The sequence below is a fragment of the Burkholderia sp. AU33423 genome, from assembly GCF_002223135.1.
GTDB lineage: Bacteria > Pseudomonadota > Gammaproteobacteria > Burkholderiales > Burkholderiaceae > Burkholderia > Burkholderia lata_D.
Genome location: NZ_NKFH01000004.1, coordinates 811649 through 832832, shown reverse-complemented (window position 1 = coordinate 832832; position 21184 = coordinate 811649). Strand labels below are relative to the sequence as shown.

Below are 21184 nucleotides of genomic sequence, written 5' to 3'. Positions count from 1 at the left end.
GCGGCACCCCTCCTTTATCGGCGACCGCAAATCATTAGTCAAATTTCAAGTTATTATTCGGCGTATAAATTCAGCTAATGTCTGCCATGACGCCTCGCCCGGACACCCGATGCGCCCCGACCTCGCCCCGTTCCTGAACGACCGCCTCGACTGGAACCTGTTGCGCACCTACCTGGTGATCATCCAGGAGCGCAGCGTGAGCCGCGCGGCCGCGCGCCTGCACGTCACACAGCCGGCCGTGAGCCAGGCGTTGCGGCGGCTCGAGGACACGCTCGAACGCAAGCTGATCGAGCGGCGCGGCACGCACTTCGCGCCAACGCCTGCCGGCGAAGCCGTCTACCGGATCGCGAGCGACATCTACGGCGGCATCTCGCGTCTCGAAACCGAAATCGACGACAGCACCGCCGACCTGACCGGTTCGATCCGGCTGCTGACGGTGAGCCGCATCGAGTCGCCCGTCTACGACGAATTCCTCGCGGACTTCCATCGCGCGTACCCGCGCATCGACCTGCAGATCGAGGTGATGCGCTCGTCGGACATTCTGTCTTCGCTGCTGCAGAAAACGGCCACGGCCGGGCTCGGCCTGTGCCGCACGCCGCACGACAAGCTGGAGATGCGCTGCTTCCTGCGCCAGCGCTATGCGATCTACTGCGGCCGCCATCACCGGCTGTTCGGGCAGACGCAACTGCGGATGGACGATCTGCTCGCCGAGAATTTCGTGTCGTTCACGAGCGACCAGATCGGCGACAGCCTGTCGCCGCTCACCGTGTTTCGCGATCAGCGGGGCTTCACGGGGCGCATCGTCGCGTCGTCGCCGAGCCTCGAGGAAGTACGGCGGCTGATCTTCGCCGGCTACGGGATCGGCTGCCTGCCCGAGCACATCGTGCGCGACGACATCGCACAGCAGCGGCTGTGGCGGCTACCGCCCGACGACGGGCTCGTCGATGTCGACGTGTTCCTGCTGTGGCATCGCGATCGCAAGATGAACGCGGCGGAGCACGCGTTTCTCGACGCGATGGAGCGCTGCATGCAGCGCTATTCGCTTGCGGAGCGGTTGGGGAAATAGCGGCGCGAACGCGCCCGCGAAATGCACCGGGCGCGCACGGCCCGGCGCGTCGGCCTCGTCAGAACCGATGCACGATACCCAGCTGCACACCCCGTGCATTCGCCCCCGGATACGCGAGCGGCAGGCCGGGGTTCGCCGCACCGGCGAGCGTATAGCCGGCCTGGTTGCGGTTGCGCAGGTACGACAGCGCACCGTAGAAGCTCGTGCGCTTCGACAGGTCGTACTCGTACATCAGCCCGAGCTGGTCCGCATGGTTGCCCTGCGACGACCGGTCGTGCAGATACGCGTAGCCGAGCGCCACGTAGTTCGCCGGATTGAACTGGTATTTGACCGACAGCCCGACCACGCGCGAATCGATGCCGAGATCGGCCCACTTCACCGCGGAGAAGCCGCCGTACACGGTGGCCTTGCCGATCGCGTACGACGCGCCGGCCATGATCGTGCGATCGGTGGTGGTCGCCGTCGCGTTCTTCAGCCACTGGCCCGCGACGAACGCGCCGAACGGCCCGTGCTCATAGGTCAGGTCGAACTGCTGGCTGGAACCTGCCGAGCGCACGCCGCCCGCATCGCCGAACCCGAAGTACAGCCCGCCCTGGAAGCCCGCGATCTCCGGGCTCTGGTACGACAGCGTATTGCTGGTGCGGAACGCAAACACGGTCAGGTTGTCCATGCCGGACGCCTGCGTGACGCCGCCGAACGCATCCTGGCCGCCCTGGTCGTTGAACAGCGGCGAATTCTGGCGCCCCGCGCGCACCTTGCCCCACTGCCCCGCGATGCCGACCCACGCCTGCCGGTTGAACAGGCTGCCCGCACTCGCGAGCGAACCGTCGTTCGGGTTGAAGCCGTTCTCCAGCGCGAACTCTATCTTCTGACCGCCGCCGAGATCCTCGCCGCCCTTCAGCCCGAAGCGGCTGCCCCACTGGCCGCCCGAATTGATCGCCGCCGTATAGCCGTTACCCGTATTCACGTACTGCGCGAACTCGTCGATCACGCCGTACAGCGTGACGCCGTCCTGCGCGAACGCGGCGCCCGGTCCGGCGATGCACGCCGCCGCGACCGTCATGCGAAGACCGGCGTGCACCATCCGTGCCCGGGAATCGCTTCCGCGGGCCGCCTTTTGTTTAGTCATACTATTCAATGGTCAGAGAATGAAAAGACACCGTGCGCGGCAGTCGCCCCGCACCGGCATCGTGGGAAAGGAAACGTGTGGGAGAACCGGGCGCAGGCAGCGCCCGGCTCGCGCGACAGTCAGGCCGGCAGCCTGCCGGCCCGAGGCGCGTGACGTGTCGTCAGTGGTGAACTTCGCCGCGTTCGAGCGGCAGGATCAGGCGTTCGGGAATGCTGCGGCGCGACGCGCGCGCGCCGATGTAGTACAGCACGGCCGGCACGACCAGGCCGAGGATCCACGAGATGTCGGTGCCGCCGAGCGCGTCGACGAGCGGGCCCGTGTAGATATGCGTCGACATGAACGGCAACTGCACGAGGATGCCGACCACGTAGATCGTGATCGCCATCACGTTCCAGCGGCCGTAGCGGCCGTCCGGATCGGACAGCGCCGGCACGTCGTAGCGCGAGCGCGTGAAGCAGTAGTAATCGACCAGGTTGATCGCGCTCCACGGCGTGAAGAACGCGAGCAGGAACAGGATGAACGCGGTGAATTCCTTCAGGAACGAATGGCGGCCCGCGAGCGCGATGAGCGTGGATACGCAGATCATCCCGAAGATGTAGACGAGGCGGCTGCGCGACGACACAGCACCCTTGCCGCGGAAGCCGCTGACGATCGTCGCCATCGACATGAAGCTGCCGTATGCGTTGAGCGCCGTCACCGTCACCTTGCCGAATGCGATGCTGAAGTACAGCAGCGCAGCCACGGCGCCCGTCGAGCCGAGGCCGACGATATACGACACTTCATGGTGCGCGAACTGGCTGCCGGCCAGAGCCGCCGCGAACACGCCGAACACCATCGCCGCCTGCGCGCCGATCACCGAGCCGAGGCCGACTGCGACGAACGTCGCGACCGACGACGTCGAGCGCGGCAGGTAGCGCGAATAGTCGGCGACATACGGGCCGAACGCGATCTGCCACGACGCGGACAGCGACATCGACAGCAGGAAGCTGGCGAGCGAGAAATGCTTGTTCGCGAGCAGCGCGCCGATGTCGTGGTTCGCGAACAGCTGCGTGAACATGTAGACGAACGCGGCGATGCCGACCACGCTCGCGATCCGGCCGACGGCGTGGATCGCGCGATAGCCGAACACGGTCAGCACGACGATCACGGCCGCGAACAGCAGGATGCCGGCTGCGTCGTCGACGTGCAGCAGCTGCGCGACGGCCTGCCCGGCCAGCACCGAGCCGCTTGCGGAAAAGCCGATGTACATCAGGCACACGAGCACGATCGGGATCATCGCGCCGTAGACGCCGAACTGCACGCGGCTCGAGATCATCTGCGGCAGCCCGAGCTGCGGCCCCTGCGCACCATGCAGCGCCATCACCGCGCCGCCGATGAACTGGCCGAGCAGCAGCGCGACCAGCGACCAGAACACGTCGCCGCCGAGCACGACCGCGAGTGCGCCCGTGACGATGGCTGTGATCTGCATGTTCGCCGACAGCCACAGCGTGAACTGGCTCAACAGGCCGCCGTGGCGCTCGGCGTCGGGAATGAAGTCGATCGAACGGACTTCGATCAGGCCGCCGGCTTTTCCACTGGGGTTCGTTGACACGGGGAAATCTCCAAAATACTCAGGATCACAAATGGTTTGAACGAGACGGGAAACTGCGAGCCGCCCTTTCGGCTCGGCGGGTGCGGGGCGCCGTGGATCGCCGGCATGCGCCACGCACGCACGGTCTGCGCACTGGCGCGCAAGCGGCACGACGTGTGCCGACATTGCCAGCGGATGATCTTGTATATACAACTTGCAAGGTATCGGGGATTACCCGGTATCGGCCGATGATCGAAGTTGTCCGAATAATGGGGAGACGTTCGACCCGTACAGGCGAAAGCTGGATGTCGGAATAATGAAAGCTCAGGCGCGCGCGGGCGATGCTTGGTCCGGCTCGGCCATCATGTCGGCGGCGGGAAGGAGGTTCAGCATGCGCCGGGCGGCCTCGATGTCGCGCCCATGCAGCCATTCGTCGTAGTCGTCGCGGCGCAGCATCACGACGCCCCGCTTCTCTTCGCCGGGCCGATGCATCCGCGCGAACAGCGGGTGCGTATCCGCGTTGACCGTGAGCATCGCCATGCCCACGCGTTCGCGGCCGTCGTCGCCTTCGTAGCGCCGCCAGATGCCGGCGATGCAGTACGGTTGCCAGCCGTCGACGCCGATCCGCTGCCACACGTTGCGCCCGGTTTCGTAGCAGGGTTCGAAGATCCAGCGCACCGGAATCAGGCAGCGCTGACCGTTGCGCCACGCGTTGCCGTAGAGCCGCGACGAGCCGACCGTTTCCGCCCGTGCGTTCATCGTGTCGAGCTTCTTCTTTTTACGGCCGTTCTCGTCGACTCGCTCCGGCTGCATGAATTTCGGCCAGAAGCCGAACACGGCCGCGACGACCTCGAGGCCGTCGCCGGCGGCGCGCGCGATCGGCGCCGCGTAGTCGGGATACACGTCGGGTGCCCACGGGTCGCGGCGATACAGATCGCCGATGCCGATCTTCAGTTCGCTGATACCCGGGTCTTCGTCGGGGGCGCGGTAGTGAGTGCACACGGCTCGGCGGACGATGGAAGCAATGTTTCCATCGTAGGTCAGCGCATGCGCGGGGACGGCGCTATCGTTTTGTAAGACGAAACAGTTTTACGAATCGATGATGCGCCGGACGTTGCCCGACGCGTGCCGTCACGCGTGCTGTTAAATCTGCAGCGTCAGGATTTCATCGCCGGCGCGATGCATACAGGCAGATCAGTCGACGCCGACGTGATCTTCATCCTGTCCGGCGCGCATGTCGGCTTCCTGCCCGACCACGGCGCGGCGCCGTGGGTTGCCGCGGGCAAGATGCGCCGGCTGCTCGCGAGCAAGCTGAGCCATACGGTCGAATTCCTGCTCGCGACACCGCGCAACTGCGACGGCAGCGAAGCGCTGGACGCGTTCACGGCGGCGCTCGCCGAACAGTTCGGCGGGCTCGACGGCTTCGCCGGTCAGTGACCGGCGCGTGCCGCCCGTTTTGCGTCAGACGAGTTGGTCCGACGCGATGACCTGCACACCCGGCCGCGCGTCGATTGCCGCGTCGAGCATCGCGCGGGCGATCCGCGACGCGGGATTCACGCGCCACTTCGCCGGCAACACCGGTCCGGCCACGTTCAACGCGGACACCAGCAACCGCTCGCCGAACCTGAATTCGTCGCGGCTGCCGCCGATCAGGCCGGGCCGCACGTAAGTGAGCGACACGAACCCGACACCGGCGAGCGCCTGCTCGACCTCGCCCTTCACGCGGTTGTAGAAGATGCGCGACGCCGGGTCCGCGCCGAGTGCGGAATTCAGCACGTAAGCCGGTGTGCCGTAGCGGTGCGCGAGCCGCGCGACCGCGAGCGGATAGTCGTGGTCGACGCGCCGGAATGCCGCCTGGGAGCCCGCGGCGCGCATCGTGGTGCCGAGCGTGCAGATCACGGCGTCGGCGTGCCACCAGTCGGCCGTGTCGGGCAGATGATCGAAATCGACCTCGAGCGCGCGCATCTTCGGGTGCGGCGACAACGGGCGGCGCGCGAGGACGATCACCTGATCGACCCGCGCATCGGCGAGCGCGACTTCGAGGACGTGACGTCCGACGAGTCCGGTCGCGCCGACGAGCAGCAATTTCATGTCCGGTCCTTCGGTGTGGAGCCTGCGTTGGCGAGCCGGGAACGGCCCGGTTTCCGGCTTCCCACATGATCGTCGGGCGGCTCTGCGCCGACAACCCTCCAACATCTCTAAAAGTTACAGGCCGTACGCTACAAACCCGCCGCTTGTCGCGACACGCTCGGCGCGACACCCGTCCAGCGCTTGTACGCCTGCGAGAACGACGACATGTCGCTGAATCCCAGTTCCTGCGCGATTTCCTTGATCGACAGCCGCCTTTCCGCGATCGGCGCCTGCTCGCGGATCTTGCGCACCGCGCCCGACATGCCCCTGACGCATGCGCCGTCGTCCTGCAACCGGTCGAGCCGGCGCTGCAAATGAAAAGCCGCCGATGCGCACATTGCGCATCGGCGGCTTCGTGTCACGCGGGATACGCGTCACACATGCAACGCATGCCCGAGCGCACGCAGCGCGGCCTCCTGCAGCGCTTCGCCGAGCGTCGGGTGAGCATGGATCGTGCCGCCGATGTCCTCCAGCCGCGCGCCCATCTCCAGCGACTGCGAGAACGCGGCAGCCAGTTCCGACACACCGCGCCCGACCGCCTGCCAGCCGACGATGAGATGGTTGTCGCGCCGCGCGACGACGCGCACGAAGCCGTCGGTCGCCTGCAGCGTCATCGCGCGCCCGTTCGCCGCGAACGGGAACGACGCGCTCACGCAATCGACCTCGGCCGCACGCGCGTCGTCCGGCGACCAGCCTGCCGTGACGATCTCCGGATCGGTGAAGCACACGGCCGGGATCGATGCGGGCACGAACTTGCGGCGCTTGCCGGCGATCAGTTCGGCCACCATCTCGCCCTGCGCCATCGCACGATGCGCGAGCATCGGCTCGCCGGCGACGTCGCCGATCGCCCAGACGTTGCGCATCGACGTCCGGCATTCGTCGTCGATCCACAGCGCGCGGCCGTTGCGATCGAGCGGCAGCGACTCGAGCCCGAAGCCGTCGACGCGCGGCCGGCGGCCCACCGCCACCAGCACGCGGTCGGCCTGCAACGTCTGCTCCGCGCCATCGGCGGCCTGCACGCGCACCGCGCCGTGTTCCGCGGGCCCGAGCACCTTGTGGCCGAGCAACAGTCGCACGCCCAGCCGCGCGAGCGAATCGGCAACCGGCCGCGCGAGTTCGGCATCGTAGGCGGGCAGCACGCGCTCCGCCGCTTCGACCACGCTGACGTCGACGCCGAGCTTGCGATAGACGATCCCAAGTTCGAGCCCGATATACCCGGCCCCGACGACGACCAGCCGCTTCGGCAACGTCTCGGGCGACAGCGCCTCGGTGGACGACACGACATGCCCGCCGAACGGCATCGACGGCAGCGCGACCGGTTCGGAGCCGGTCGCGAGCAACAGGTGCTCGCAGCTGATTCGCGTCGTGTGGCCGCCGCCGACGACGTCGACGGTCTTGCCGTCGACCACGTGCGCATCGCCATGCAGCACGCGCACGCCGTTCTTCTTGAGCAGCGCGCCGACCCCGCGCGTCAGCCGGTCGACGATGCCGTCCTTCCATGCGACGCTTTTCGCGATGTCGATCTCGGGCGTGCGCACGCGAATCCCGAGCGCGCCCTCGCCCGCGTGGCCGCGGGCCTGTTCGAATGCGTCGGCCACGTGGATCAGCGCCTTCGACGGAATGCAGCCGATGTTCAGGCACGTGCCGCCGACCCGGTCGCGCTCGACGAGCACGGTCGGAATGCCCAGCTGGCCGGCGCGAATCGCGGCGACGTAGCCGCCCGGGCCGCCGCCGATCACGAGCAGCGTGGTGTGTTCGTTCTTCATTGCGTTATCACTCCACGAACAGCAGTGCCGGGCGCTCGAGCACCGCGCGCACGGCCTGGATGAATTCGGCCGCATCCGCGCCGTCGACGACACGATGGTCGAACGACGACGACAGGTTCATCATCTTGCGTGCGACGACCGCGCCGTCGCGGATCATCGGCCGCTCGACGATGCGGTTCACGCCGACGATGCCGACTTCAGGATGATTGATAACCGGTGTCGACACAATGCCGCCGAGCGCGCCGAGGCTCGAGATCGTGATCGTCGAGCCGCTCAGCTCGTCGCGCTGCGCGCGGTTCGCACGCACCGCATCGGCAAGCCGCGCGATCTCGGCGGAAATCGACCATACGTCCCGCGCTTCCGCATGACGCAGCACGGGCACCGTGAGGCCGCCGTCCGTCTGTGTCGCGACGCCCATGTGCACCGCGCCGTAGCGCGTGACGACACCCGCTTCGTCGTCGAAGCGCGCGTTGATCTGCGGGAAGTCGCGCAACGCGATCACCATCGCGCGGATCAGCAGCGGCAGCGGCGTGAGCTTGCCGCGCGTATCGCCGTAGCGACGGTTCAGATCCGTCCGCAACGATTCGAGCTCGGTGACGTCGATCTCCTCGACGTAGCTGAAGTGCGGAATGCGGCGCTTCGCTTCCTGCATCTTGCGTGCGATCGCACGTCGCAAGCCGATCACCGGTACGTCGGTTTCGTCGTTGCGTTCGGCGTAGCCATGCGCGTGTGCTCCGCGTGATCCGCGCGCCCCACCGCCACCGGTGCCCGCATACGCATCGAGATCCGCATGCAGGATCCGCCCTGCTTCGCCGGTGCCGCGCACATAGCGCAGCTCGATGCCCATGTCCCATGCGCGCTGGCGCACCGCCGGCGATGCGAGCGGCCGTTCGCCCGGCGCGAGCGCCGCGCGCGGCGGCTCCACTTTCTCCGCGTGGTCGGCATGCTTCGCACGACGCGGCTCCGCGGGTGCGTGCTTCGCAGCCGACTTGGCGGACGATTCCGCCGGCGCGTCGGCCACCGCCTTCGACGGCGCCGCCGCGACCGGTGCGGTTGCTACCTTTGATTCCCGCACCGGTGCGCCGGCCTTCAGGTTGCCGTCGCCTTCGACCTCGAGGCGGATCAGCTCGCTGCCGACCGCCATCATCTCGCCGATCCGGCCGCCGAGCTCGATCACCTTGCCCGTCACCGGCGACGGAATCTCGACCGCCGCCTTGTCGGTCATCACATCGGCGAGCGGCTGGTCTTCCTTGATCGTCTGCCCGACTTCCACGTGCCAGGCCACCAGCTCGACCTCGGCAATCCCTTCGCCGATATCCGGCATCTTGATGACATGAATCCCCATCTCACGCCTCCATCACGCGTCGCAACGCTTCACCGACCCGGGCCGGGCCCGGAAAGTACGCCCACTCCTGCGCATGCGGATACGGCGTATCCCAGCCCGTCGTGCGCTCGACCGGCGCCTCGAGGTGGTAGAAGCAATGTTCCTGGACCAGCGACACCAGTTCCGCACCGTAGCCGCAGGTGCGCGTCGCCTCGTGCACCACGACGCAGCGCCCGGTCTTGCGCACCGACGCGACGATCGTGTCGAGGTCGAGCGGCCACAGCGTGCGCAGGTCGATCACCTCCGCATCGATGCCCGTCTCCTCGGCCGCGGCGAGCGACACGTGCACCGTCGTGCCGTAGGTCAGCACCGTCACGTCGTTGCCGGGGCGCACCACGGCGGCCGTATCGAGCGGCACCGTGTAGTAGCCCTCCGGCACCGCGCTTGCCGGATGCTTGAGCCACGACGTGACCGGCCGATCGTGATGGCCGTCGAACGGCCCGTTGTACAGCCGTTTCGGTTCGAGGAAGATCACCGGATCGTCGTTCTCGATCGATGCGATCAGCAGCCCCTTCGCGTCGTACGGATTCGACGGCATCACCGTGCGCAGCCCGCACACCTGCGTGAACATCGCCTCCGGGCTCTGGCTGTGCGTCTGACCGCCGTAGATGCCGCCGCCGCAGGGCATGCGGATCGTCATCGGCGCGATGAACTGGCCGGCCGAGCGATAGCGCAGCCGCGCGCCTTCCGACACGATCTGGTCCGACGCCGGATAGAAATAGTCGGCGAACTGGATCTCGCACACCGGGCGCAGCCCGTATGCACCCATCCCCACCGCCGCGCCGACGATCCCGCTTTCGGAGATCGGCGCGTCGAACACGCGCGACTTGCCGTATTTGTTCTGCAGTCCTTCGGTACAGCGGAACACGCCGCCGAAATAGCCGACGTCCTGCCCGAACACGACCACGTCGCTGTCGCGCCCGAGCATCACGTCCATCGCCGAGCGCAGCGCCTGGATCATCGTCATCGGCTGCGTTGCCGTGCCTGTCTCGTGTTGCGCCATGATCACGCTCCCAGTTCCTGGCGCTGACGGCGCAGGTGCGCGGGCAGCTCCTTGTACACGTCGTCGAACATCGAAGCCGGCGACGGAATCCGGTCGTCGGCCAGCGTGCCGAATTTCTCCGCTTCCTTCTGTGCGGCAATTACCTCGGCCTCGAGCTCGGCCGTCAACGCTTCGTGCGCGCTGTCGGACCAGATGCCCTTGACGATCAGGTGGCGCTTGAAGCGTTCGATCGGATCGCCGAGCGGGAAATGGGACCAGTCGTCGCTCGGACGGTACTTGGTCGGATCGTCCGACGTCGAGTGCGCGCCCGCACGGTAGGTCACCCATTCGATCAGCGTCGGCCCGAGATTGCGGCGCGCGCGTTCGGCCGCCCAGCTCGACGCCGCGTAGATCGCGAGGAAGTCGTTGCCATCGACGCGCAGCGACGCGATTCCGCAGCCGACGCCGCGCCCGGCGAAAGTCGTGCCCTCGCCGCCCGCGATCGCCTGGAACGTCGAGATCGCCCACTGGTTGTTGACGACGTTCAGCACGACCGGCGCGCGGTACACGTGCGCGAACGTCAGCGCGGTATGGAAGTCGGATTCGGCCGTCGCGCCGTCGCCGATCCACGCGGACGCGATCTTCGTGTCGCCCTTGATCGCCGACGCCATCGCCCAGCCGACCGCCTGGATGAACTGCGTCGCGAGATTGCCGGAAATGGAGAAGAAGCCCGCTTCGCGGTCCGAATACATCACGGGGAGCTGGCGGCCTTTCAGCGGATCGCCTTCGTTCGACATCAGCTGGCAGATCATCCGTTCGAGCGGGACATCGCGCGCGATCAGGATGCTCTGCTGCCGATAGGTCGGGAAGCACATGTCGCCGTCGCGCAGCGCCATCGTGTGCGCGGTGCCGATCGCCTCTTCGCCGAGGCTCAACATGTAGAAGGAGATTTTCTTCTGACGCTGCGCGATCATCATGCGCGCGTCGAAAATGCGGGTCTTGAGCATCGCGCGCAGGCCGGCGATCAGCCGCACATCGTCGAGGTCCGGTGCCCACGGGCCGACGGCCTTGCCGCTGTCGTCGAGCACGCGCACGAGGCTGCGGGCGAGATCGGCGGTGTCCGCCGCGGCAACGTCGATCGGCGGGCGGCGAACCGCACCGGCCGGCGATAGATGCAGATAGGAAAAGTCCGTCTTGCAGCCCGGGCGCCCGGTGGGCTCCGGCACATGCAGACGCAATGGCTCTGACAGGCTCATCGTGTCGTCTCCACGCTCGATTGTGTCTCACGCTATTTGGGAACGCGCGGCCGGTTGCCGGCCTGCGCGCTGACTGGCGTGCGGATAGGCACGTCAATCTATTAAATTTAGGCAATATGGGGCCAGCCGTCGATGACCAACCCGCTCGACTGCGGTGAGCATATTTGCCATGTCGCGCTCAGGCAGGCCGCCAGGCGGGCACCGGTCGGCGCTCCGGCGTCGCCGTGCCGGTGCGAACCGGGGCCTGACGGGAAATCGCGGATGCCGCTACGACCGATGCCGGGCGCGGAGCGGATGCGCCGGACAACGCCGGCACGCCGCGCCCGATCGGGCGGCAGTCGATGTCAGGGGAATGTCGATCGCGGAGGAACGCCGCCGATCGGTGTGACCAATTCGCTCACCACGCGGATGCGAAGCGCGGCGAGCCGGCCTCGAGCGCTTGCCGGGAGATACGTCCCCGCATCTCCCGGCACGCTCGAACGTCAGTGGCTTTGCGCAGGCGTGAACACGCCGCGAAAGCGCATCTTCCCTGACGCGAGGCGGTCATAGGCGTCGGTCGCCTGGTCCAGCGAGAACGTCTCGACGATCGGCTTGACCTTGCCTTTGGCGGCGAGGTCCAGCACTTCGCTCAGGTAGCGCAAGCCGCCGTTCATCGCCACGTTTCGGGCGGGCTGCGGGCGCTAATCGACCTGGTGCGGGTGCGGCCGGTAGATGCCGATCCGAAAAGCCGCACGCCCGGGCGCGCGGAGCGATGAAGCAACGCGGCGCCCGCTTTTTCGCACAGTCAGGCGCGGCTGCGGTACGACCGAAGCCGCACGAGCTGCAGCACCGATCCAAGCACGAAGATGCCCAGCCACGCGGCGAGCGACCCGCGCACGAGGGGGGATGCGGGGCCATTGGCAAGCGGGTGACCGATCGGCAGCCGCGTCAGCGTCTCGTTGATCCCGGGAACCAGCAACAGAAAGAAGCTGAACGAGAAGGCGAACTGGGCCAGGTACGGCCGTGCACGCCCCAGCGCTTCGATGCGCGGCACGAGGAGCCCGCCCGATATCGCGATCAGCGCCAGGATGCCGAGTGCGTGCCCGGCATTGAAGCCGCCGGTACTGGACAAGCCGAACGACGTGAACACGGATATCGCCATGCCTGCGACGTAAATCCTGGCGGCCCGGGTCGCGTTGTCGATCTTCTGGTACCGAGCGAAGCTGTAGAGCCCCGCTGCGAACGTCACCAGGCTGACGAGGGTGTGACCGGCACCCAAGGCGGAAATGGGATGAGGCATAAGACGACGACTCCTTCTGACAATGTGGGCCCCGGTCGCCGCGACTTCAGCGACACCGGCGGCGCAAGGAAGCATTCGTGTGGCGTTGCATGTCGCTTGCCTCACTTGCAGCCAGATTGTCCCGATCGTTCGCGCCGTCCGGGATCGGTCAAATGACCGACCCCGGACAGCGTCATGCAACGCGGCGCCCGCGCCCGTGTCGCGTATGATCGTTCGCTCGTCCCTGCGTTTTTTCAAGCCGAGCCCGATGTTCGACGCCGACGCCAGCCACGCCGCACTGCGCATATTCGATTCCGTGAGGGCCATCGCCTTCATCGGCGATCTGAGCATGGGGCAACCGACCGACCATTCGCTTCGCACCGCGTGGCTGGGTGTACGACTCGCGGACGCGGCCGGACTGGGCGCATCGACGTGCGATACGGTTCGCGAGGTGTCGCTGCTTCGCTGGTCGGGTTGTACAGCGAACGCAGCAGGGTTCGCGCAGGTGTTCGGCGACGACATCGCGATCCGCACGGCGATGCTCGAGAACAGGCCCGGCATGGCCGAGGCAATCGGAGGCGCCGCCGCGTCGATGACGCAACTCGCGCGGATTCACTGCGAAGTCGCCGGCGAGGTCGCGCACATACTCGGGCTCTCGACGGCGACCGAAACGGCGCTGCGTCACATTTTCGAAGCCTGGGACGGCAGCGGCTTCCCTGCGCAGCTCGCACGCGAACGCGTGCCCGCAGCCGTGCCGGTCGTCGCGCTTGCCGGCGATCTGGAAGTGCTGGGTCGCACGTATGGCGTCGAGCGGGCACTGGGACTGATCGGGCAGCGCGCCGACTCGCGGTATCCGTCGCACCTCGTCGCGACGACGATACGTCACGCGCAAGCCTGGCTGACGGAACTGGAACGCACGTCGCCGGCCGAGTTCGACATCGCACTGGCGACCTCCGACATGCAACGGATGACTTCCGCCGAACTGATCGCCGACATCGTCGACCTGAAAGTGCCGTGGATGACGGGTTTTTCGCGTGCGGTCGCCGTGACGGCGGCCGGGTGTCACGCGCGACTCAAAGCGGATGACGCCGGGCGTTCGCTCGTCTACCAGGCCGGACTGATTCACGGCATCGGCAGGGCCGCCGTACCCAACGACATCTGGAACCTGGCTACGGCGTTGCCGGCAAGCGCGTGGGAGAAGGTTCGGCTGGTACCGTACTGGACGGAGCGCGCCGGCAAACAGTCCGGCGCGCTGCGCCATGCCGCGCTGCTGGCATCGCATGCTTACGAACGGCTGGACGGTTCGGGGTATTTTCGCGGCTCACATGCATCTGCGCTGACGCTGGAGGCGCGCGTGCTGGCGGCATCCGTCGCGTGGGTCGCATTGCGATCGCCGCGCCCCTGGCGCGCCGCGCTGACCGACGACGCGGCCGCCCGTCTGCTGAGGGACGAGGCCTCGCACGGCCGGCTATGCGGCGAAGCGGTCGGTGTGCTGACGTCGGCAGGCATCCCCGTCGCCAGACGCGTATCCAGAAGTGCACCGTCCGGTGCCGGCCTGTCCGGGCGAGAGATCGACGTGCTGCGCGTCATCTCGCGCGGCGCGAGCAACAAGGAGGCCGCGCGGGAATTGACCATCAGTCCGAGCACGGTGCGCACGCACATCGAAAGCGTGTTTCGCAAGCTTGGCTGTTCGACGCGCGCGGCAGCGACGCTCAAGGCATCGGCAATGGGCCTGATCTGAATGGCGCATCAGGCGGACGGTGGAACGCTCGGGTCACGAGGTGACGCGCTTTCGCATCGACACGTCGCGCACGCGCAATCTGACCTTCATGCGCGAGGGGGGTGATTCGTAGGGATCGCGTCGCTTCATGGTGCGACGTTTTCGTTGCGTGGTGGGGTTCGCGGCGTCGTCAGGAGGCGCGAGTTCCATCACGCGTCGGCGATGACTCGGCGTGACTTGGCCGCAGAACCACCCTGCCGGTCCATTCGACGAGTCGCTGATGGCGGTGGCGTCGCCGTTCGGTCGTCGGTAATCACACCCGACGCCACGCCACAAAAACAAAAAACCCGCGAGCGCATGGCTTCTCGCGGGCTTTCGTCCCTTCATTGAATCGCGATGAAGCGATCGTGGTGCCGGGGACCGGACTCGAACCGGCAAGCCAGTTAAGGCGGCGGATTTTCGTCACACTGCTTCTTTCAAAGCCGGCATCGCGTGCGCGATGCCGTTCGTGCGCTGGACTATGCCTTCACCGTCGCGCGCGGGCTTGCCTGCTGCCCGTGCGCCTTAGGCGCCCCCCGTCTAGTCTCTACACCTTCCTCGCGGATGCCGCGAGGCTTGGCTCGGCGTTGCCTCGATGCGCGCATCAGGGGTTTCGCCGAATTTGAAGGGTTCTGCACCGACCGTTTCCGACCGGGCACTCAATCGTTTAAGTCCGCTATGTTTACCAATTTCATCACCCCGGCAAGAGGGCGGACGCGATTCTACCATTGCTTGCGCATGCGTTCCCTTATTCCGCGGCGCTGCACCACGCCCCCCACCGCCGCACGGCATCCTCCTGTGTCGTCGGCGCCCACACACCGCCCCCCAACGATTTCCTCCCGCACTGCAGCATCCCCGATACAATCAAGTCTGCGTCGTCCGACGGCCCTATCCGTCAGACGTTTGTGTCGTGCTTTTTGCGAAACAAGCGTCGCCCGCGTCATCGCGAAGTCACATTGGTTTTCGATAATTCCCCCGCCGAAAACGTTTACATCGCAAGATTTCATGACCTCGACCATCAAGGACGTCGCTGCCCTCGCGGGCTTCTCGATCGCCACCGTCTCGCGTGCGATCAACGCCCCGCATACCGTCAGCCCCGCCACGCTGCAATCGATCCGCACCGCGATCGACACGCTGCAGTTCCGCCCGAGCCCGCTCGGCCGGCAACTGCGCGGCGAGCGCACGCGCCTCGTCGGCGTCGTCGTGCCGACGTTGTCGAACCCCGTGTTCACCGACTGCCTGCAAGGCATCGACGAGCTCGCGACCGCGGCCGGCTTCAAGCTGATCCTGATGACGACCGAATACGACACGGCGCGCGAGCGCCACGCGATCGAGACGCTGCGCGAGCAGCGCGTCGAAGGGCTGATCCTCACCGTCGCCGATGCGGATACCCACCCGCTGCTCGACATGCTCGACCACGACGGCCCGCACTACGTGCTGATGCACAACGACACGCAGCGCCGCCCGTCGGTCTCGGTCGACAACCGCAGTGCCGCGTATGACGGCGTGCGGCTGCTGACCGCGCGCGGCCACCGCCGCGTGCTGATGCTGGCCGGCTCGCTCGCCGCGTCGGATCGCGCACGCCAGCGTCATCTCGGCTATGCGCAGGCACTCGAGGAAATCGGCGTCGCCACGCTGCCGCCGGTCGAAGTCGACTTCAACGCGCCCGAGCTGCCCGACGCGGTGCTCGCGCATCTCACCGCGCACGCGACGCGGCCGACCGCCCTCTTCTGCAGCAACGACCTGCTCGCGATGGTCGTGATGCGCGGCCTGCGCCGCGCGGGCTTCTCGGTTCCCGACGACCTGTCGGTGCTCGGCTTCGACGGAATCGCGATCGGCGAACTGCTCGCGCCGCCGCTCGCGAGCGTCGCGACGCCGAACCGCGACATCGGCCGCCACGCGTGGCAGCGTCTCGTCGAATGCATCGGCGGCGCAGCGATCGACCGCACGTCGCTGATCCTGCCGCACGTGGTGCGCGACGGCGCGACGGTCGCTCCGCCGGCCACCGACCTGCAATTGCGCAAGGCCTGAACGCGCGCCGCCACACACGTACACACGCACGCCACCACACCACCCCAGCGCCTCACCCTCGCCCGGAGATCTACAGTGTCCTTTCGCCTGACCTCGCTGCTGCGCGCGTTTGCCGCGCCGCTCGCCTGCGCCGCGCTCCTCGCCGGCGCGCCCGCCGCCCACGCCGACGAAACGGCGATCTGCTACAACTGCCCGCCGGAATGGGCCGACTGGGCCGCGCAGATCGCGGCGATCAAGCAGAAGACCGGCATCCGCGTGCCGTTCGACAACAAGAACTCGGGCCAGTCGATCGCGCAGCTGATCGCCGAGCAGAAGAGCCCGGTCGCCGACGTGGTCTACCTCGGCGTGTCGTCGGCGTTCCAGGCGAAGGACAAGGGCGTGATCGCGCCGTACAAGCCCGCGCACTGGAACGACATCCCCGCGAACCTGAAGGATCCGCAAGGCTACTGGTTCGCGATCCATTCGGGCACGCTCGGCTTCTTCGTGAACAAGGACGCGCTCGACGGCAAGCCGGTGCCGCGTTCGTGGGCCGATCTGCTGAAGCCGGAATACAAGGGCATGGTCGGCTATCTCGATCCGTCGAGTGCGTTCGTCGGCTATGCGAGCGCGGTGGCCGTGAACCAGGCGCTCGGCGGCAGCCTCGACAACTTCAAGCCGGCACTCGACTGGTTCAGGAAGCTGAAGGCGAACGCACCGATCGTGCCGAAGCAGACCGCGTATGCGCGCGTGCTGTCCGGCGAGATTCCGATCCTGCTCGACTACGACTTCGACGCGTATCGCGCGAAGTACAAGGACAGCGCGAACGTCGAATTCGTGATTCCGAAGGAAGGCACGATCGCGGTGCCGTACGTGATGAGTCTCGTGAAGGGCGCCCCGCACGACGCGAACGGCAAGAAGGTGCTCGACTTCGTGTTGTCGGACGAAGGCCAGAAGCTGTGGGCCAACGCGTACCTGCGCCCGGTGCGCGCGCAGACGCTCGGCGCCGACATCGCGTCGAAGTTCCTGCCGGCAAGCGAATATGCGCGTGCGAAACCGGTCGACTTCGACAAGATGGCAGCCGGTCAGCAGGCATTCGGCCAGCAATACCTGCAAGTCATGCAGTAAGCGGCCGGACATCATCGATGCTTGACCTGACTTTCCCGCTGCGCTGGCGCGTCGCGCTCGTCGCGCCGGCGCTCGCGGTGTTCGCCGCCTTCTGGCTGCTGCCGATGGCGGCACTCGTGCAGGTGTCCGCCGACGGCGCGTTCTTCTCGCACTACGCGGCGCTGCTCGGCAATGCACGCTACATGAAGAGCCTCGGCGAGACCGTCGCGCTGTCCGCGGGCGTCACGCTCGCGACGCTCGTGCTGTCGACGATCTCGGGCCTCCTGCTCGCACGCCGCGAATTCGCGGGCAAGCGCGTGCTGCTCGCGCTGCTCACGTTCCCGCTCGCGTTCCCGGGCGTCGTCGTCGGCTTCATGGTGATCATGCTCGCCGGGCGACAGGGGCTGATCGGGATGCTGTCCGCGAAGCTCACGGGCGACAAGTGGGTATTCGCATACTCGGTCGCGGGCCTGTTCATCGGCTACCTGTACTTCTCGATTCCGCGCGTGATCGTCACCGTGATCGCGGCGGCGTCCAAGCTCGACGCGTCGCTCGAGGAAGCCGCGCGTTCGCTCGGCGCGTCGCCGTGGCGCATCTTCGTCGACATCGTGCTGCCCGCGCTCGCGCCAGGCCTGATCGCGGCCGGCGCGATCTGCTTCGCGACCGCGATGGGCGCGTTCGGCACCGCGTTCACGCTCGCCACCGACCTGAACGTGCTGCCGATGACGATCTATACCGAGTTCACGCTGAACGCGAACATCGCGACGGCAGCCGGCCTGTCGATCGTGCTCGGCATCGTCACCTGGGCCGTGCTCGCACTCGCACGCCGCTTCACCGGCCACACCGCCGCCGCCGCGGCCTGAGGATTTCCGCATGCAATCGCTTTCCGGCTCTTCCGCGCCGTCGCCGGCCCCCGCTCCCGCGCAGGCGAACGGCGTCGCCCGCCGCGCGCCGCGCGTCACCGGCGCGCGCGCGATCGCCGCGCTGCAATGGGGCGTCACGCTGCTGCTGTGCGCGTTCCTGATCGTGCCCGTCGTGATGTCGGTGCTCGCGGGCCTCACAGTCAACTATTTCCGCGGCCTGTCGAGCGGCCTCACGCTGCGCTGGCTCGAACAGGTGTGGCAGCAGTATCACGGCTCGGTCGCGCTGTCGCTCTACGTCGCGTTCGCGACGCTCGCGATCGTGCTCGCCGTCGGCGTGCCGGCCGGCTATGCGCTCGCGCGCAGCAAGAGCCGCGCCGCGCGCGCGATCGAGGAGGCGCTCGTGCTGCCGGTCGCGCTGCCCGGCCTCGCGTCGGCGCTCGCGCTGCTGGTCGTGTACGGCGGCTTCACCGCGTTCCGGATGAGCCTGTGGTTCATCGTCGTCGGCCACGTCGTGTTCACGCTGCCGTTCATGGTGCGCGCGGTGGCGGCCGTCGCAGCCGGCGCCGACCTGCGCACGCTCGAGGAAGGCGCGGCCAGCCTCGGCGCGTCGTTCGTCACGCGCTTCGTCACGATCGTGCTGCCGAACCTGCGCCCCGGCATCGTCGCGGGTGCGCTCGCGGTGCTCACGCTGTCGATCGGCGAATTCAACCTCACGTGGATGCTGCATACGCCCGACACCAAGACGCTGCCGGTCGGCCTCGCCGATACGTATGCGTCGCTGCGCCTCGAAGTCGGCAGCGCGTACACGATCCTGTTCCTGCTGATGACGCTGCCGCTGCTCGTCGCGATGCAGTGGCTCGGCGTCGATCCGTCCGGCACGCGGGCACTCAAGAAGCGCCCGCGCTGAATTTCTCGCAGACATGAAACTCGATTCCACTCCCATCACCCTGACCCGCTGCGCGAAGACGTTCCGCGGCACGCGCGTGCTCGAACCGCTCGACCTGTCGATCGGCGCGGGCGAAACGCTCGTGCTGCTCGGGCCGTCGGGCTGCGGCAAGACCACGACGCTGCGCCTGATCGCGGGCCTCGACACGCCGGACGCCGGCGGCACGATCGCATTCGGCAATGACGACGTGACCGCGCTGCCGATCGAGCGCCGGCAGGTCGGCATGGTGTTCCAGAACTACGCGCTGTTTCCGAACCTGACGGTGCGCGGCAACGTCGGCTACGGGCTGAAGATCCGCAAGACCGAGCCGCGCGCGCTGCGCGAACGCGTCGACGAGTTGCTCGCGATGATGCGGCTCGACGCGCATGCGGACAAGCCGATCGACCAGTTGTCGGGCGGCCAGCGCCAGCGCGTCGCACTGGCCCGCGCACTGGCGGTGCGGCCGCGCGTGCTGCTGCTCGACGAGCCGCTGACCGCGCTCGACGCGAAGCTGCGCGACACGCTGCGTCGCGAGATGAATACGCTGCTGCGCGAACTCGGCGTGACGACGGTCTACGTGACGCACGACCAGGCCGAAGCGATGGAGCTCGGCGACCGGATCGTCGTGATGGGCGCGGGCCGCATCGAGCAGATCGGCACGCCGCGCGACATCTACTACCACCCGGCGAACCGCACTGTCGCGCAGTTCATCGGCACGCTGAACCGGCTCGCCGGGCAATGGCGCGACGGCACGCTGGTGACCACGGGCGGCGCGATCGCGACGCCGCACGCCGCCGACGAGTGGTTCTTCCGCCCCGAGGATGCGCAACTCGCCGATCCCGGCCAGGCGCCGCTGCGCGGTGCCGTCAGTGCGTGCGCGTTCCTCGGCGAACGTACGCGGCTCACGATCGAGCATGCGGCCCCCGACGCGCTCGTGATCGACGTGCCGGGCCGCATCGCGCTCGCACGCGGCACGGCCGTCGGCCTCACGATCGCGCCGGAAGGCCTGATCGCGCTCGGCGCCTGATCCGTCATTCCGGCATCATTCATGCAGCACCCCACCGCGGCGCACGACGCCGCGACAACAATCAGACAATTCCGAGGAACGACGATGCTGCTTGCTCAAATCAGCGATCTCCACATCAAGCGTCCGGGACAGCTCGCGTACCGGCGCGTCGACACCGCGGCCGCGCTCACGCGCTGCATCGAAAAACTGAATGCGCTCGTGCCGCGCCCCGACGCCGTGCTCGTCACCGGCGACCTGACCGATTTCGGCCACGATGAGGAGTACGGCAACCTGCGCGGGCTGCTCGCCGCGCTCGAGATTCCGTACTACCTGATGATCGGCAATCACGACGACCGCGCCGGGCTGCGCCGCGCGTTCGCCGATCGCGCCGAACTGCAGGACGGCGAATTCGTGCAGTACGCGCTCGACGTCGGCGCGGTGCGCGTGCTGGCGCTCGATTCGCAGGTGCCGGGCGCAAGCCATGGCGACCTGTGTGACGCACGGCTCGCGTGGCTCGCCGCGCAGCTCGACGCGGTGCGCGACCGCCCCGTGATCGTCGCGCTGCATCACCCGCCGTTCGCGTCGGGCATCGGCCACATGGACAAGCTGCGCCTCGCGCCGGCCGCCGCCGCGAAACTCGACGCGCTGCTGCGCGGCCATCCGAACGTCGAGCGCGTGCTGTGCGGCCACGTGCATCGCACGATGTTCACGCGCTTCGGCGGCACGCTCGCAGCCGCGGTGCCGTCGCCCGCGCATCAGGTCGCATTCGACCTGCGGACCGATGCGCCCTCCGCGTTCCGGCTCGAACCGCCGGCCTTCGCGGTCCATCGCTATACGCCCGATACGGGGATGACGTCACATCACGTGTATGTCGATGAAGGGGCCGGGCCTTATCCGTTCTATGAACCGACGGGTGAGCTGGTCGACTGACGGGTTGACGCACGCACGATGACGGGCAGCGGCCGGCTGGTTACAC

At 67.5% G+C, this 21184-nt stretch carries 18 protein-coding genes and 2 pseudogenes; 9 read left to right on the top strand and 11 right to left on the bottom strand.

The annotated features are described in order from the left end of the window. Window positions 1–109 precede the first annotated feature (109 nt). On the top strand, window positions 110–1066 hold the full coding sequence (locus CFB50_RS06555) for a LysR family transcriptional regulator (RefSeq protein WP_069256256.1): 957 nt from the start codon (window positions 110–112) through the stop codon (window positions 1064–1066). Between the two features lie 58 nt (window positions 1067–1124). Here the strand turns inward: CFB50_RS06555 and CFB50_RS06550 are convergent, their stop codons facing one another. From CFB50_RS06550 to CFB50_RS06535, 3 genes are all read right to left on the bottom strand, one after another. Beyond that, window positions 1125–2195, bottom strand: a complete 1071-nt coding sequence (locus CFB50_RS06550; RefSeq protein ID WP_089445299.1) for a porin — start codon at window positions 2193–2195, stop codon at window positions 1125–1127. Between the two features lie 160 nt (window positions 2196–2355). Continuing rightward, on the bottom strand, window positions 2356–3786 hold the full coding sequence (locus CFB50_RS06545) for a purine-cytosine permease family protein (protein ID WP_089445298.1): 1431 nt from the start codon (window positions 3784–3786) through the stop codon (window positions 2356–2358). 303 nt (window positions 3787–4089) lie between these two features. Beyond that, window positions 4090–4767, bottom strand: a complete 678-nt coding sequence (locus CFB50_RS06535; protein WP_089445297.1) for an SOS response-associated peptidase family protein — start codon at window positions 4765–4767, stop codon at window positions 4090–4092. 192 nt (window positions 4768–4959) lie between these two features. Here CFB50_RS06535 and CFB50_RS06530 point away from each other — a divergent pair. Beyond that, window positions 4960–5202 (top strand): annotated as a pseudogene (locus tag CFB50_RS06530) (LysR family transcriptional regulator); the annotation flags it as partial. A 24-nt stretch (window positions 5203–5226) separates the two neighbouring features. Here CFB50_RS06530 and CFB50_RS06525 read toward each other — a convergent pair. The 8 genes and pseudogenes from CFB50_RS06525 to CFB50_RS06495 form a co-directional block, all read right to left on the bottom strand. Continuing rightward, the gene (locus CFB50_RS06525; RefSeq protein WP_089445296.1) at window positions 5227–5856 is read right to left on the bottom strand and encodes an NAD-dependent epimerase/dehydratase family protein; all 630 of its coding nucleotides are present in this window, start codon (window positions 5854–5856) and stop codon (window positions 5227–5229) included. A 128-nt stretch (window positions 5857–5984) separates the two neighbouring features. Next, window positions 5985–6191, bottom strand: a pseudogene (locus tag CFB50_RS06520) (helix-turn-helix domain-containing protein); the annotation flags it as partial. Window positions 6192–6269: 78 nt separating this feature from the next. After that, the gene (gene lpdA, locus CFB50_RS06515) at window positions 6270–7661 is read right to left on the bottom strand and encodes a dihydrolipoyl dehydrogenase (protein WP_089445295.1); all 1392 of its coding nucleotides are present in this window, start codon (window positions 7659–7661) and stop codon (window positions 6270–6272) included. Between the two features lie 7 nt (window positions 7662–7668). Next, on the bottom strand, window positions 7669–9006 hold the full coding sequence (locus CFB50_RS06510) for a dihydrolipoamide acetyltransferase family protein (RefSeq protein ID WP_089445294.1): 1338 nt from the start codon (window positions 9004–9006) through the stop codon (window positions 7669–7671). Window position 9007: 1 nt separating this feature from the next. Then, window positions 9008–10048 carry an alpha-ketoacid dehydrogenase subunit beta gene (locus CFB50_RS06505; protein WP_034197866.1) on the bottom strand — a complete coding sequence of 347 codons (1041 nt, stop codon included), beginning with the start codon at window positions 10046–10048 and terminating at the stop codon, window positions 9008–9010. A gap of 2 nt (window positions 10049–10050) precedes the next feature. Next, a complete protein-coding gene (locus tag CFB50_RS06500) occupies window positions 10051–11283 on the bottom strand; it encodes a 3-methyl-2-oxobutanoate dehydrogenase (2-methylpropanoyl-transferring) subunit alpha (RefSeq protein ID WP_089445293.1) in 1233 nt (410 codons plus the stop codon). Between the two features lie 482 nt (window positions 11284–11765). Continuing rightward, window positions 11766–11936: a zinc-binding dehydrogenase gene (locus CFB50_RS38565; protein ID WP_256978757.1), complete on the bottom strand. Its 171-nt coding sequence runs from the start codon at window positions 11934–11936 to the stop codon at window positions 11766–11768. A 131-nt stretch (window positions 11937–12067) separates the two neighbouring features. After that, window positions 12068–12562 carry a hypothetical protein gene (locus CFB50_RS06495; RefSeq protein ID WP_089445292.1) on the bottom strand — a complete coding sequence of 165 codons (495 nt, stop codon included), beginning with the start codon at window positions 12560–12562 and terminating at the stop codon, window positions 12068–12070. A gap of 247 nt (window positions 12563–12809) precedes the next feature. Here CFB50_RS06495 and CFB50_RS06490 point away from each other — a divergent pair, with 247 nt between their 5' ends. From CFB50_RS06490 to CFB50_RS06455, 7 genes are all read left to right on the top strand, one after another. After that, window positions 12810–14282 (top strand): HD domain-containing phosphohydrolase, encoded by a 1473-nt coding sequence (locus CFB50_RS06490; protein WP_089446045.1) that lies wholly within the window; start codon window positions 12810–12812, stop codon window positions 14280–14282. A 1023-nt stretch (window positions 14283–15305) separates the two neighbouring features. Continuing rightward, window positions 15306–16331 carry a LacI family DNA-binding transcriptional regulator gene (locus tag CFB50_RS06480; RefSeq protein WP_089446044.1) on the top strand — a complete coding sequence of 342 codons (1026 nt, stop codon included), beginning with the start codon at window positions 15306–15308 and terminating at the stop codon, window positions 16329–16331. Window positions 16332–16406: 75 nt separating this feature from the next. Further along, a complete protein-coding gene (locus CFB50_RS06475; RefSeq protein ID WP_089445291.1) occupies window positions 16407–17435 on the top strand; it encodes an ABC transporter substrate-binding protein in 1029 nt (342 codons plus the stop codon). 17 nt (window positions 17436–17452) lie between these two features. Further along, window positions 17453–18277, top strand: coding sequence for an ABC transporter permease (locus tag CFB50_RS06470; protein ID WP_089445290.1), 825 nt, complete (start codon window positions 17453–17455; stop codon window positions 18275–18277). A gap of 10 nt (window positions 18278–18287) precedes the next feature. Then, a complete protein-coding gene (locus CFB50_RS06465) occupies window positions 18288–19184 on the top strand; it encodes an ABC transporter permease (protein WP_069247586.1) in 897 nt (298 codons plus the stop codon). A gap of 13 nt (window positions 19185–19197) precedes the next feature. Then, window positions 19198–20229 (top strand): ABC transporter ATP-binding protein, encoded by a 1032-nt coding sequence (locus CFB50_RS06460; RefSeq protein WP_069247585.1) that lies wholly within the window; start codon window positions 19198–19200, stop codon window positions 20227–20229. 84 nt (window positions 20230–20313) lie between these two features. Further along, window positions 20314–21138: a phosphodiesterase gene (locus tag CFB50_RS06455; RefSeq protein ID WP_089445289.1), complete on the top strand. Its 825-nt coding sequence runs from the start codon at window positions 20314–20316 to the stop codon at window positions 21136–21138. The last annotated feature ends 46 nt before the right edge of the window (window positions 21139–21184 follow it).